6 protein-coding genes and 1 tRNA gene are annotated in these 14,122 nt (G+C 63.3%); 2 read left to right on the top strand and 5 right to left on the bottom strand.

The features are described from left to right. Positions 1 to 646: 646 nt before the first annotated feature. Positions 647 to 1,837, bottom strand: coding sequence for an NAD(P)/FAD-dependent oxidoreductase (locus K1X71_14670; protein ID MBX7074386.1), 1,191 nt, complete (start codon positions 1,835 to 1,837; stop codon positions 647 to 649). Between the two features lie 176 nt (positions 1,838 to 2,013). After that, positions 2,014 to 3,621, bottom strand: a complete 1,608-nt coding sequence (locus K1X71_14665; protein MBX7074385.1) for a molybdopterin-dependent oxidoreductase — start codon at positions 3,619 to 3,621, stop codon at positions 2,014 to 2,016. Between the two features lie 261 nt (positions 3,622 to 3,882). Between K1X71_14665 and K1X71_14660 the strand changes: the two genes are divergently transcribed. Next, positions 3,883 to 5,676: an arylsulfatase gene (locus K1X71_14660; protein MBX7074384.1), complete on the top strand. Its 1,794-nt coding sequence runs from the start codon at positions 3,883 to 3,885 to the stop codon at positions 5,674 to 5,676. A gap of 132 nt (positions 5,677 to 5,808) precedes the next feature. Beyond that, positions 5,809 to 5,881, top strand: a tRNA-Ala gene (locus tag K1X71_14655). Between the two features lie 366 nt (positions 5,882 to 6,247). Here the strand turns inward: K1X71_14655 and K1X71_14650 are convergent. The 3 genes from K1X71_14650 to K1X71_14640 all read right to left on the bottom strand — a co-directional run bounded on the left by K1X71_14650 (position 6,248) and on the right by K1X71_14640 (position 13,839). Then, a complete protein-coding gene (locus tag K1X71_14650) occupies positions 6,248 to 6,418 on the bottom strand; it encodes a hypothetical protein (GenBank protein ID MBX7074383.1) in 171 nt (56 codons plus the stop codon). A gap of 8 nt (positions 6,419 to 6,426) precedes the next feature. Beyond that, the gene (locus tag K1X71_14645) at positions 6,427 to 7,242 is read right to left on the bottom strand and encodes a restriction endonuclease (protein MBX7074382.1); all 816 of its coding nucleotides are present in this window, start codon (positions 7,240 to 7,242) and stop codon (positions 6,427 to 6,429) included. A gap of 315 nt (positions 7,243 to 7,557) precedes the next feature. After that, positions 7,558 to 13,839 (bottom strand): fibronectin type III domain-containing protein, encoded by a 6,282-nt coding sequence (locus tag K1X71_14640; protein ID MBX7074381.1) that lies wholly within the window; start codon positions 13,837 to 13,839, stop codon positions 7,558 to 7,560. Between the last annotated feature and the right edge of the window lie 283 nt (positions 13,840 to 14,122).

Here is a 14,122-nt window from a genome sequence, read left to right as displayed (position 1 = left end):
CGGATTAGAAGTCCGCTGCTCTATCCGATTGAGCTACGGGCGCGGGGGAGCGGTGGACATTCTAATTGATTGGCAGGCGTATCGGAATTGAAGTCTGCCGGCTTCGGCGCGCGGGCGCACTGCGGGTCGATGGAACCGTGGCGGCGCGGAGGGGCGGAGACAAGAGGACTGACGCAGGAAGGAGTAAGAGCGAAGTCGCCAAGGCGCGAAGACGCACAGCAGCAGAAAGCGCGAAGGAAGGCCCCCTCATCCGGCCTGCGGCCACCTTCTCCCCCTGCTGCGCTTCGCTGCGCGGGGGCGAAGGATGAAATCGACGCGGTTCGCGGCACGGCATGTCTGCGGCTGCGCCGTGGAGCATGGCACCCGGCGGGGGCGAGATGGACTCGCACGTTGGTTGGTGTTGTTTCATGGCAAGCTCGTATGTTGCTCACCACTGGCGGAGCCAGTGGCACACGTGTTGGATCAGGTGAGCAGTGGAGCAGGAGAGGGAGCCCCCCTCATCCGGCCTATCGGCCAAATTCTTCCTTTGCTGCGCGGCGGCGAAGGATGAAATCGACGCGGTTCACGGCACGGCATGTCTGCGGCTGCGCCGTGGAGCATGGCACCCGGCGAAGGACGAAGTTGCACCCGCACGAAGGAACGCCCTTTACTCTGGCAGGCGGCCTTTGAGATTTTGCGCGGAGAAGGGGCCGGGATCGGCGATCAGGCGGCGGGCGGCGCCGACCTGGTCCCACACGTTCCAGAGGAGCACCCCGCGCACGCGCCCGGCGCGCAGATAATAGACGACTCCCTCGCGGAAGGGCTCTTTCCAATCGGCAAATATTTCGAGTCGGGCGTCGATCTCGCCGACGGCCTCGTAGCCGAGGTCGAACAGGTCGGAGTAGAACGACGGCAGATAGTCGTACGCCACGCTTTCGCCCGCCATCGAGCGGCCGGCGGCGTCGCCCATGTGATTGGCGTTGTCTTCGTGCTCGACGCGCAGCCAGCGATCGAGGGCCGGGTTGTGAAAGCTGGCGACATCGCCGGCGGCGTAGATATCGGGATGGCTAGTGCGGAGCGCCGCATCGACGCGAACGCCATTGTCGACGGTGAGCCCGGCGGCCTGGGCGAGTTCGACATTGGGCAGGACGCCGATGCCGGCGACGACGGCATCGACCGGCAGTTGGTGATCGCTGCCGGACTGCGCGCCGCGCGCCTGGAGGACCGGCTTGCCGTCGCGCGTGTCGAGGCCGGTGACGGTGGTCTGAGGGAGCAGGTTGACCCCCTTCTGGACGTAGTAGTCGTTGAGAAACTCGGCCAGCGGTTGCGGAAAGGCGTGACCGCCGATGCAGGGGCCGGGGAAGAGGATGGTGGTCTTTTTTCCGTTCATGGCGAGCGCGGCGGCGATCTCGGAGCCGATGAATCCGCCGCCGATGACCGCGAACCGCTCGTGCCGCTCTGCGAGTTGGCGCAGGCGCTGGTAATCGTCGAGCGTGCGGTAGTAGATGATCTGGTCTTCTCCAAACGGCAGGCGCCGCGGTGAGCAACCGGCGGCCAAGAGCAGCTTTTCGTAGGTGTAGGTGGCGCCTTGGTCGTCGGTGACGCGCTTGTTTTGCGGGTCGAGTTGGCAGGCCAGGCGGCCGAGATGTTTGGCGGCGCGCTGATCATCCTGGCGCCAGATGCTTTCCAGCGGTTTGCCTTTCCACAACGCCTTGGAGAGGGGAGGGCGGTCGTAGGGGGGATACGACTCGGCGCCGATCACGCCGATGGCGCCTTGTGGATCGCGCTGACGAATGCCATGCACGGCGGCGTCGCTCGTCATTCCGCCACCGATGATCAGATATTTGTAGTTGGGCATGGCGTTCTCCTTTTGTTTACAACAACTTTCAGTACTGTCTCCAACTCTGGATCGATACTTCTTGGCCGCGCGCTTGCGCCGCTGTGCCCCTCACCCTGCCCTCTCCCCGGCGTACCGGGGCGAGGGTTCTGAAAACGGGCCTTGAGCGTTGTTCCTTTGGTGGCGAACCGCGGGGGTTAGATGTTGGCTAATTCTCCAAAATATTCGTGGTCCTCGTTGTAGCCTCCTTCGCCCTGGCCGATGGCGCGCACATCGGCGACGAACTCGATGGCGCGAATCCACTTGACCATCTTGAAGCCGAGTTGGTTCTCGACGCGCAGCCGCAGCGGCGCACCGTGCAAGATGCCCAAGGGCTGGTCGTTCATGTCGTAGGCGAGCAGCGTTTGTGGGTGACGGGCGTTGTCGAGCGACAGGCTGTCGTAGAACTCGCCCCCTTCGCCCCCCTCGCCAAAGGAATAAAAGACGACGGCGCGAGCGGCGGCCGTGGGGCGAACGAGCGCGACCAGATCGGCGAGCGGCAGCCCACCCCAGGCGGCGATGCCCGACCAGCCTTGAATGCAGTGATGCAGCGTGATTTGTGTTTTGTGGGGGAGCGCGCGGAGATCGTCGAGCGAGAGTTCGACGGGGTTGGCGACGAGGCCGCACACCCGCAAGCGATAGTCGACGAAGTGGCCGTCGGCGAGCGCGGTCCACTCGTGGGAGGTGGGCGTTTTGCCGTTGGCCCAAAAGAACGGCGAGACGTCTTGAGGGCGAAACTCGGCCACCGGGGCGGGTCGATCGAGCAAGAAGCTCATCACCGGGGTAACCAATTTTTTGGCGACATGCTGCACCAGTCGCGGGTGGCGCCAGGCCAACCAGTTGGCCAGCGCGTTGACCGCCACGACGACGCCGATGCCGAGCAGACCAAGATAGAGACCGGTCAGGCGACCATCGTCGGCGCCGATGACGATGTGATTCATGTTGCGCACGAAGCCCGTGAGGGCGACCATCGTCACATGGCTGACGAAGAAGAGGACGAATGCGCACATGATGAGAAAGTGGAGCGAGCGGCCGATCTGCCGGTTGCCCGGGAGCTTGGGATACCAGACGAAGCGATTGGTGAGCGCGGGCGACATGGAGGGGCCGGTGAGGATGGCCAACGGCGCCAGCAGGAAGACGACGCCGAAGTAGGCCAGTTGCTGCAGCGCGTTGTAGCGGTAGAAGCCGTTGGGTTCTGGCGGCAGGTGGAAGGTGGCGTAATGCACCCAGACCGACCAGGCGTTGGGCACGATTTGCCAGGAGGTGGGAACGAGACGCTTCCACTGTTCAGTGGCGAACAAGAGGAACATGAAGATCGCGCCGTTGCCGACCCAGAAGAGCACGCTGAGAAAGTGCCAGTGCCGGGCCATGCCGATGGTATGGCGATAGCCGGGCAGGCCGATCCAGGGAGATAGGTGGCGCGCGTCGTCTTTGGCGGTCCAGACGCGATCGGTCGGTACTTTGATCGAGGTGAGTCGCAGCCACTCGTCGCCGGGCGTGCAGTGGACGTTCCAATAGAGTCGCGGATGGTCCATCAAGATTTGCAATCCGCTGCGGACGAGGAGCACGAGCAGCAGAAAGTTGACATAGTGCGTGACGCGCAGCCACGCCGGAAAGCCAAAGGGGAGCGCGGCAGCAGCGGGGGTTGTGTCGGGAATGGGCGGAATTGATGGCAGGCCGAACGCGCCCCACTGCACATACGCCGCGATGATGCCCAGCAATGGCAAGGCGCCAAAAAGCAGTAGCGGCTTCGACCTGACGTGCATTTGCGTCCCCTGGGTTGCGTCGACTGAGATCGAGCCGCGACAGAAACCATTTATACCGCTTACGCGCCGAGAATTTCAGGGCGCTGCGGATGTGCGAGAACAGAACTGGTTGATTGCAAAAAATATGCCTTGTAGTCTTGGCGCTAGAAACGAGTCGCTATCGCGCAGGTCGATGGTCGAATTTCACGCACGTTGGCGGCCGTGCGCGCAGGGCGTGTTTTGTTTTCGATATTGTTTCGCTAACAGGTGGAAAATCGCGGCATGGTTGGCGCACGTCGCTTGAGCTTGGTGTGGTCGCTGACGCTGCTTGCGTTGGCGGCGGGCCGTACAATTGGCGCGGAACCGGCGCGGCCGAACATTGTGGTGCTATTGGCCGACGATGCGGGCTGGGGAGACTATGGCCACTCTGGCAATCGGCAGGCGACGACGCCGCACATCGATTCGCTGGCGACGGCCGGGGTGTCGCTCGATCGATTCTTTGTCTGTCCGGTGTGCGCGCCGACGCGGGCGGAGTTTCTCACGGGGCGCTATCATCCGCGCGGGGGCGTCTATGGGGTGTCGCTGGGGCGGGAGCGGCTTGACCTGGACGAGGCGACGCTGGCCGACGCGTTGCGGCAGGCGGGCTACGCCACCGGCGCCTTTGGCAAGTGGCATAATGGCGGCCAGTGGCCCTATCATCCGCGTGCCCGCGGCTTCGACGAATATTTTGGCTACACGGCGGGGCATTGGGGAGAGTATTTCGACGCGCCGCTGGAAGACGCTGGGCGGATGAAGCGCACGCGCGGATACATCGTCGATGTCTGCACCGATCGGGCGCTGGAGTTCATCGAGCGGAATCGGCAGCGGCCGTTCTTGTGCTACGTGCCGTTCACCACACCACATACGCCGTGGTGTGTGCCGGCGGAGAACTGGGAACGCTTTCGCAATTTGCCAATTACGCAGCGCGGGGCCGATGGGGACAAGGAAGCGGTGGACGAAACGCGCTGCGCCTTGGCGATGCTCGAAAATCAGGATGGGAACGTGGGGCGCATTCTGGCGAAGTTGGCCGAGTTGGGACTGGAGCGCGACACCATCGTGGTGTACTTCTCCGACAATGGCCCCAACACGCCGCGCTGGAATGGCGGCATGAAGGGGCGCAAGGGAAGCACAGACGAAGGGGGCGTGCGCAGCGTGTGCTATTGGCGCTGGCCGGCGCGGTTGCCGGCGGGGCGCACGGTGGGACAGATTACCGGGGCGATTGATTTGCTGCCAACTCTGTTGTCTCTGGTCGGTGTGCCGCGCGCTGGCGACAAGCCCTTGGACGGGCGCGATCTGAGCCCGCTGCTGTTGAATGAGTCGCCGGAGTGGGAGGAGCGGATGCTCTTTACCACCTGGTCTGGCCAGGTCAGCGCGCGGAGCCAGCGGTATCGACTCGATAGTGATGGGCAGTTGTTCGACATGACCGCCGACCCCGCGCAGACGGCGGCGATCAACGATCACGAGCCGATGATCGTCGCCAGCATGCGGCAGGCGGTGGAGGCGTGGCGGCGCGAGATGTTTGGCGAGCAGGCGCCGGCGGCGGCGGGGGGAAGCGTTGATCCGCGACCGATCCCGGTGGGCTACCGCGAGTTTCCGATCACGATGTTGCCGGCGCGCGATGGAACGCCGCGCGGCGGCGTGCGGCGCAGTGCCCGCGCGCCCAACTGTTCTTACTTTGTGAACTGGACCGCCACGACGGACAGCATGGCGTGGCAGATCGCGGTGGCGACGGCAGGGCGGTATCGGGTGGAGATCGACTACACGTGCCCCTTGGCGGACGCTGGCGCGGAGGTGGAGTTGAGCTTTCTGGGCAGTCGGCTGAGGGGGCGCGTGGCGCCGGGTTGGGATCCGCCGCTGCTGACCCAACGGGACACGCTGCCGCGCGCGGGGGAATCGCCGATGAAGGAATTTCGGACGCTCTTATTGGGCGAGATGCGGTTGGAAGTGGGGGAGGGGGAACTGTCGCTGCGGGCGCTGGAGATTCCGGGGAACACGGTGATGGACATGCGGCGGGTGACGCTGACCTTGCTGGATTGAAGGGGCGGGGCGGCGCCGCGCGGGCGAGCGAATTGCGATGCACGGCGTCTTTGACAATTTGGAGTCGAGGCGCTACATTTACGTGTCCAGCGGCGGCACTTGGGGCGGCGAAAGTAACAGTGCGGTCGAACTGGGGCGGTAGCTCAGTTGGGAGAGCGCTGCGTTCGCAATGCAGAGGTCGAGGGTTCGACTCCCTTCCGCTCCACTACAAGAGACTCGTTGACAGCGCTTGTCAGCGGGTCTTTTTTGTTGCGCCCGTAAGACGTTGCGCGCTGCGCGGCGCTTCGATCAGTTTGATGGCGCTCGACTGTCGTTTTGTCAGTCGATGCCTGTTTTGAACACGCTTGGACAGATTTTGGTGCAAGCAGCGGTGCAAGCGGCGAGCGACCGTAAGTGCCAGTCGCAAGGTTCGCCTGCGCGCTGGATTGCGGCGCCGAATTCAACGGCAGCGCGGGCAAGGCATCGAGCGCGCCATGCACGTCGAGCAGGCGCGGGTCGTTTGGGCATCGCGTCGGCCGGTCGAGTGTTCACGCATGATGCCGTCGCCGCAGTGGTGCTTGGCGGCGTAGGTTCACGCTTCGATCACAAGGCGCTCTGCGCCATCGCCGCTGGTGGTTACTGGCGCCGTGCGGGTCTTGCCCTTGCTGTCGCGCCAGCGGGCTAAGCGCTGTTTACCGCAGGCAAATAACTCGGCGTCAGCGGGTAGCGGCTTGGTGACTTGCTTGCAGTCGATCGTGCCCAATTATTTGCCTATCTGCGTTTGCGATAATGACGCCAACTTGCCGATTTGTTTGTCACGCGTGGTGCACCACGACTGGACCATCTAACAATTCGGTCATACATCTGCTGGTCAAATGGAGGAATCTCCTTCGGGAAATGCTCCTCAATCATTCGTGCGAGCATTGTTCGGTCGCAAAGCTTAATGCGAGCGTCTTTTTCAGCCAGATGAATGGCGGCCTTTGTAAACGACTGATTCGTAACAATCATCCCGGCTTGACAGCCGTAGTAGAGCATTGCGCCTAATACCTCGCGGACTGCGGAATTGCCGACACTGCTTTTCCATCGCTTAGCTTGTATCGCGGTTGGGACACCGTCCATCTCGCAAAGCACGTCCGCACCTTGGTCTCCACACTCACTAGTTAGACGTACATGCTGATGTCCCATGCGCTCGAAAAGGCTGGCGACGAATCGCTCAAACTCCAATCCCGACATATGGTCAACAAAGGCTACCCAATTTCTCTTGTGATAGCTCTCCCATGCTTCTTGCTGACGCCGTTGAATCTCTTTTTGCCGTTTTTGGCTTTCTACTGTCTGCTGGCTAACTGGCTCTTCGCTGTGTTGCTGAGGACCATTAATCATCTCCATTTGTAGATGATGGTCGGCTTCTCCAGACAAGGGCAACTTCTTGGGGACGATACTCTCCACCATTTCGCCAAGTAGGCAGAAGACGACGAGGCCGGGAAGAAGTGCTACGAGCAGCCCGGGAATGCCGTATTGGAGTATTGCGTTAAGGGTAACGGCTAGGTATGTAGCTGTTACCAGAAAGACGAAGGTGTTTCCCAGCATCGAACTTAGTCCGAGAGTCTCAACCGGAAGTAAGCCGCCAGACGGTCTGCTATGTCGAGCCGAATCGACTGTTCTCCGCGCATGAATCGCCACATCGATGCCCGGCGGACCCCCGTTTCGCGATCGATGACCAAGAGTGGCACGTCGCGGTCGAGCATCGTCCGCCGTTATAGGTCAGTGATTGGCGCCGCCGGTCGTTTCGCTTTTCGCATGATGGACGTTTTATTCCAGTTGGCCGCTGGCGTCAAAATCTTTCCCCCGACTGGTCGATTGCGTGTGAAGCAACCACAGCGCCGGCAATCGACTCGCGGGTGGCTACAGCGACGTGGCGGAGAAGGATTCCACCGCGCCGGCGCCGAGGCGGAGGCCGACCTTGCCGGTGGCAAGCGAGTTGTCTTGCCGGTTGATGATGAGTTGGTTGTTCCAATAGAGCTTGAGATTGTCGCCGCTTAAGTCGAAGCGGAGCGTGCCGGTGGCGCCGGTGACAACCTGCTCGCCGAGGTTGATGACCGCGCCATTCACATTCTTGTAGAGCGTGGCGTAGACCCGGCTGCCGGAGTTGTAGATGCGGGCCATGTACCAATTGGAGTCGCCGCTGCCGCCGTAGCGGGCGATGAGTCCCTGGCGGCCGTCGGCGGGCACGACGAGATCGGCGCTTAGGGAAACATCGGCCACGTTGACGCTGGCGAGGATCGGCATGGCGGCGCTGGCGCCTTCGATCACCATTTGTCCGGCGACGAGCTTGGCGTTGCCGAGGGGTTCGGTCCAGTTGGCGCCGAGGTTGGTGCCGTCGGCACGGGTGAACGAGTCACTAAAGTTGAGCGCGGCGGGAGGGGCGCCGGTGGTCGCGCCGGTGACCTGAGTTTCGGCCGATTGGCCATTGGCCGCGACGGCGCGGACCTGATATTGATATTGCGTGCCGGCGGCGAGACCGGTGTCTTGATACACGCGGGCGGCGGCGCCGACCGTGCCGACCACGACATATTGCGTGCCGTTGTGACGCAGAATGTCGAAGTGATCGACCGTGCCCGAGTGCTGCCAAGCAAGGTTGATCTGGCTATTGCCGGCGGCGGTGGCGGTGACGCTGGTGGGGGCAGCCGGTGGCTGCGCGACTTGCTGATCGGCAATGTTGACCGAGAAGCTATCGACGGCGCCAGGACCAAGGCGCAGACCGACCTTGCCGGTGGCGAGCGATGCATCGCGCGCGCTGACGGCGAGTTGATCGTTCCAATAAAGTTTGAGATTGTCGCCATCGAGGTCGAAGCGAAGCGTGCCCGAGCCACCGGAGACGACTTGCTCGCCGAAATTGGTGACGGCGCCGTTCACGTTTTTGTAGAGCGTGGCGTAGACCGTGCTGCCGGAGTTGTAAATGCGGGCCATGTACCAATCGGAGTCGCCGCTGCCGCCATAGCGGGCGATGATGCCCATGCGGCCGCCGGCGGACAGGACCAGATCGGCGCTGAGCGACCCATTGGCGACGGCGGCGCTGTTGACGATTGGCATGCCGGCGCCGCCGCCTTCGTTGACGAGTTGACCGTTTACGATTTTGGCGTTGCCGAGCGATTCGGACCAGTTGGCGCCGAGGTTGGTGCTGTCGGCGCGATTGAAGGTGTCGCTGAAGGTGGCCGCTGGCGGCGGAGTGACGCTGTTGGTGGTGGCGGAAACCTGCGCGAGCGCGGTTTGTCCATCGGCGGCAACGGCGCGAACCTGATATTGATATTGCGTGCCGGCGGCGAGCCCGGTGTCTTGAAACGCGCGGGCGGCGGCGCCAACCGTGCCGACGACGACATATTGCGCGCCGTTGTGGCGCAGAACGTCGAAATGATCGACGGCGCCCGACTGCTGCCAGGCGAGGTTGATTTGCGTGGCGCTGGCCGGGGTGGCGGTGACGTTATTGGGCGCGGCGGGCGGTGGCGTGACCTGGTTGCCGCTGGTGGTGACGCTGAAGTTGTCGAGCGTGCCGACACCGAGGCGGACACCTGCCATGCCGGTGGCGAGCGAGTTGTCTTGCGCGCTGACGGCGAGTTGGTTGTTCCAATAGAGCTTGAGGCTATTGCCTTCGAGTTCGAAGCGCATGGCGCCGGAGTCGCCAGAGACGATCTGCTCGCCGAGATTGGTGACGGCGCCGTTCACATTTTTGTAGAGCGTGGCGTAGACCCGGCTGCCGGAGTTGTAGATGCGGGCCATGTACCAATCGGAGTCGCCACTGCCGCCGTAGCGGGCGATGAGTCCGATGCGGCCATCGGTGGGGACGGTGACATCGGCGCTGATGGCGGCGTCTGTGTAGTTGACGCCAGTGAGGACGGCCATGCCGGCGCCGGCGCCTTCGACCATGAGGCTGTTGGCGGAGACGCGCGTGTTGCCGACTGGCTCGCTCCAACTGGCGCCGAGGTTGGTGCTGTTGGGGCGATTGAAGTTGTCGACGAAGGAGCCAGCCGGCGGCGGCGTGGCGCTATCGGTGGTGGCGGAAACCTGCGCGAGGGCGGTTTGGCCATCGGCGGCGACCGCGCGAACCTGATACTGATACTGCGTGCCGGCGGCGAGGCCGGTGTCTTGATACGCGCGGGCTGCGGCGGCGACCGTGCCGACCACGACGTATTGCGTGCCGTTGTGGCGCAGGATTTCAAAACGATCGACGGCGCCGGAGTGCTGCCACGCCAGATTGATTTGCGAGGCGCTGGCGGCCGCGGCGGTGAGGCTCGTGGGGGCGGTGGGAGGATTGGCGGCGGCGGCCGCTGGCAATGTCACTGAAAAATTGTCGAGCGTGCCCGTACCGAGACGGGCGCCCACGGCGCCGACGGCGAGCGCTGCATCAGTGGCGGAGACGACGAGCTGATCGTTCCAATAGAGCTTGAGGCTGGTTCCGACGGCCTCGAAGCGGAGCGTGCCGGCGGCGCCGGAGACGACTCGCTCGCCCAGGTTCGTGACGACACCGCCAACGCTCTTGTGCATTTGGGCGTAGGCGGTGCTGCCCGAGTAATAGATGCGCCCCATGTACCAGTTGTCGTCGCCGGGTCCGCCGTAGCGCGTGACGAGGCCGATGCGTCCGCCGGCCGGCAGGTCGATGTTGGCACTGGTGACGACGTCGGCGGTGTTGGGGCCGCGGACGATGGCCAGGGCCATGTCGCCCGACGCCAGTTCGAGCTTGCCGGATTGGAGCTTGAGGTCGCCGAACTGCTCGCTCCAATTGGTACTGAGGCTGGTGCTGTCAGCGCGGGTGAAGGAGTCGGTGAACGGCAATGTGCCGACATGCACCTGGCGGTTAGCGGCGGGAAGGGCTTGACCGGAGCCGAGCACCGACGCGGTGACGACGATGTTGTAGTCGCCAGGGGATGCAAAGCTGCAATTCACCTGTGTGCCGCTGGGACCGACGATGGTGCGATCGACGACGCCGTCGCCGGTCCAATCGATATCGAAGCTGAACTGTGTGCCGGGGGGGAACGCGGCGGAATTCATCGAGAGGGTGACAGGAATGGCCTGGCCGACGAGTGCGTCTGGCGCGCTGATTTGCGGTCGCAGAGCGCTTTGCACCGCGGCGGCCACCTGGTCGGCGCTCATGGTGAGTTGGTTGGCGCCGGCGGTTTGAACGATCCAGTAGCCGAGGTTGGAGACGCTGCCACCCGGGGGAGTGTATAGGGTGGCGTGGGGGATGGTGACGGTCTTGCCGCCAATACGAAAGACGACGTTGCCGCCGCTGGAGAGATTGGTGATTGAAAGCAGCGGATCGGGGGTGAGGCGATAGACACGGCGGCCGTTGGCCTCCATGCCGGTGAGCATGTAGCCATCGTCCCATTCGGCATGGGTGAAGGTGATGGTCTTGCGCCCCTCGAAGCCGACGAGGGGATCTAGCTCTTTGAGCAAGTTGTTCAGGACGGTGTGATTGGCGACTTGAGGATCGGCGCTGTCTTTCCAGAAGAGAAAGTCCTCGGCGCCGCTGAGCGCCGTGTGGAAAATCGTTTCCGGGTAATACGTGTGGTTGAGCCCGTACTCGCGCTGCAGCCAATCGCGGCCACTGACCCAGGGAACAAAGGGGACGTCGCTGGCGCCGACTTCGGTACGGACGATTTTGAGGTCGGCGATGAAGGCGCTGTAGGATCGCCAGGTTTCCAGATAGGCGCTGTTGATGACCTCGCCGCGATTCGACAGATCGTAGGCGGCGGGCACGCTGTTGATATTGGGAATGGTGAAGACGTACTTGACGGTGAGACCGTCGGCGGAGGCGGATTGGATGGTCCACTTGCCGGCGTAGAGGGGATCGATCCAGTTGTTGCCGCGGTTTTCGATGGTGATCGAGTCGCCAGGCTTGAGGCCTGGTATCGGCGTGAAGAGCTGGATGGTGGCCAGACAGTTGAGCGTGGGTTGTCCTTGGCCGTTGGTGAGCTGTGTCGCCGAGGCGTATTTGATGCGTGTTTCGAAGGGGGGCGTGGGCTGCGACTGGCCATCCTTGGTGTAGACCGAGGTGTGATATCCGTACAGTTCCTTTGATTGTCGATTGCCGATCAGCGTGCCGACCGTGTCGGTGCTGTCGAGAAAGGCGTAATACTCGGTGGACGGCATGGTGGTGCTGCGGTAGTAGCTGCCATAGTTGAGGATTTTGGCATTGGGGAAGAGCGCCAGGATGGGCTGCACGACCGCGCGGTTGATGTAGCCGGAGAAGCGGGCCTCGAGCACGCCGTTCCAGATGGAGGCCTTCTCGCTGACCGTGTTGTAGTTGCCGATGTTGGCAAGCGATAGATCGTCGTCGGTGAGTCCGGCGGCCTTGAGTTCGGCCTTGAGGGCGTTCCAACGGGGATCGGCTTGTAGCGCCTGCCACACGGTGCGCGTGGCGGTGACTTGCGGGTTGACGCGGCGCTCGAAGGTGGTCATGCCCCAGTATGAGAAGTTCATGTCCTCGATGTCCATGGCGAAGTAGTCGAGTTGTCCGCCAAGGTTCTTGTATTGCGTGAAGAAGCTTTGCACGCGCGCGCGGATGACCTGCTCCCACTGGTCCATCCACACCAGAAAGTAGTCGGTGGGCTGGCCCTGAGAATCGACGGGATCGACGAAGCCCCAGCTATAACCATCTGAATTGCCGTAGCCGTCGATCGCCAAAAAGCTGGTGGCGAGCATCGTGCGGTTGCCTACTGGCTGGGCGCTGGTGGCGGCGAAGGAGTCTTGCGGCGTAGGGGTGTTTAGGTTGCCGGCCGTGTCGTGCGTCCACAGTTGGTGCATCGTGCTGATGTTGCTGTCCGACGTCGCTTGGGTGCCGCTGGCGTGCATGCGGTCGATCGCCGCGCCGGCCGCCGAGGAGATCGAATCGTCGAACAGTCCGAGCAGTTCGCGGGTGGTGAAGACGTCCAAGAGCGCGGTGGGGCTGGCGGCGTAGAGCGCGCGGAGCGCGTCTTTGGCGTCAGTGGCGTCGATGGCGGCGCCGCCAGAACCAAGCAGCGAGTCATACCAGGACGTTTCGAGCGCGGTGAGAATGCCGTCGGGGCGCAGGCTGGTGAGATCGACGTGCCGACTGGGGAGCGCCGCTTTGAGCAGTCCCAGATCGGAATAGCCGCGGATCAGGTTGTTGTTGAGCAGCGTTCGCAGCAACTCGTCGGTCGTGAGCGAGGTGAAGTATCGATCAAACGACACCGTGCCGACGAGCGACTCGACGCTGGTCTTCGAGGTCCAGCGATTGGCGACCACCATATTCAGCACCGTGGCTGCCGATAGCGGCGCGGTGGGGGTTGAATCGCTGACTACCAGGCCGTAGTTGCCCGCCGTCTGCGAGGTGAGGCGAATCGTGTAGAGGCCGCCCACCGGCACGAAGTACTTTGAAATGACGAGCGAGCGGCTGGTGGTCTCGTTGGGATCGATTTCGGCGACGCCTTCGGCCAGCAGCACGCCGCCAGGACTGAAGAGTTGCAATCGCTGACCGCTGAAGTCGGCGCCGCCGCGGCCCGCGACCCGGAGGTCGAGCGTTTTGCCGACGGCGCCGGACAGGTCGATGGTGTACGAATCGACGTCGGACCCGGATTGAGTGTTGGCGCTACCGAGATAGGCATACCGCGTGGCGCCGCCGGTGATGGCCGTGTAGGTGTTGTTGAGCGATTGCGGGCTGGCGATGGAGGAGTCGATTCCTTCCACGCCGGAGTTGAGCGCGACATCGAGCGCGTACGCGCCGGCCGCGCCGCCGGTGTTGGTGAGGCGGAAGGTGAAGGTGCCGCCGACCGGGGCGACATACGGCACTAGCACGCCGGCTTGACCGCTAGCGAGCGACAAGGTGGAGACGACGGCGCCCGAGGGATCGGTGAGCGAGAGGGAGATGGGTGAACTGGTGGCGGAGAGGGCGGCCGAGATGGCCTGCCCGGCTTTGAGCGTGACGGTGAAATCTTGAGGATCAGCGACCGCGATGGAGCGCTGGATGGCGGCGTCAAGGATTTCCCAACCGCGGGGATCGACCTCGACAAACGAGAGGGGCGTGATCGCGTGGAGTTGTCGTTGTTCGAGATGCTCGAAGCGCAGGGCCGCGTGGTGGAGACGCGGGCGCAGAGAGCGCGTCGGACTGCCGGCCAGATAGGCGGCGGCGCGGCGCCACAGTTGATTCCACGATGGAGTTTTGGTCGGCATGATCGGCTCGCTCGTCCGGAGGAGATTCTTGGGATCGCTAGCGCGAACCAGCAGGTGACGAGAGCGGACGAGGATGAGCGATACCGCGCGTCGAATTGCAAAGCATGATGCAGCGACCTTTCGCGCGCTCGCCGAAGTGATCCGCCCCCAAGGGGGCTGCGGAGAGGCGCGCGTATGAGTTGTCGAATGACCAGCGAGACGAGTCTCACCCGCCGCCTGCCAACGGCTGGAGAGAGATGGATCCATGCAAGCCTAGGTCATGCGACTCCCGCACGGCGTCGAG

Source organism: Pirellulales bacterium (assembly GCA_019694455.1).
GTDB lineage: Bacteria > Planctomycetota > Planctomycetia > Pirellulales > JAEUIK01 > JAIBBY01.
The sequence above is the reverse complement of the archived record's forward strand: the minus strand, read 5'-3'. Positions and strand labels throughout refer to the sequence as shown.

Excerpts from the sequence above, each read along its gene's own strand:
- K1X71_14670 (MBX7074386.1), bottom strand. The coding sequence starts at position 1,837 with ATGCCCAACTACAAATATCTGATCATCGGTGGCGGAATGACGAGCGAC.
- K1X71_14665 (MBX7074385.1), bottom strand. The coding sequence starts at position 3,621 with ATGCACGTCAGGTCGAAGCCGCTACTGCTTTTTGGCGCCTTGCCATTG.
- K1X71_14660 (MBX7074384.1), top strand. The coding sequence starts at position 3,883 with ATGGTTGGCGCACGTCGCTTGAGCTTGGTGTGGTCGCTGACGCTGCTT.
- K1X71_14645 (MBX7074382.1), bottom strand. The coding sequence starts at position 7,242 with ATGCTGGGAAACACCTTCGTCTTTCTGGTAACAGCTACATACCTAGCC.
- K1X71_14640 (MBX7074381.1), bottom strand. The coding sequence starts at position 13,839 with ATGCCGACCAAAACTCCATCGTGGAATCAACTGTGGCGCCGCGCCGCC.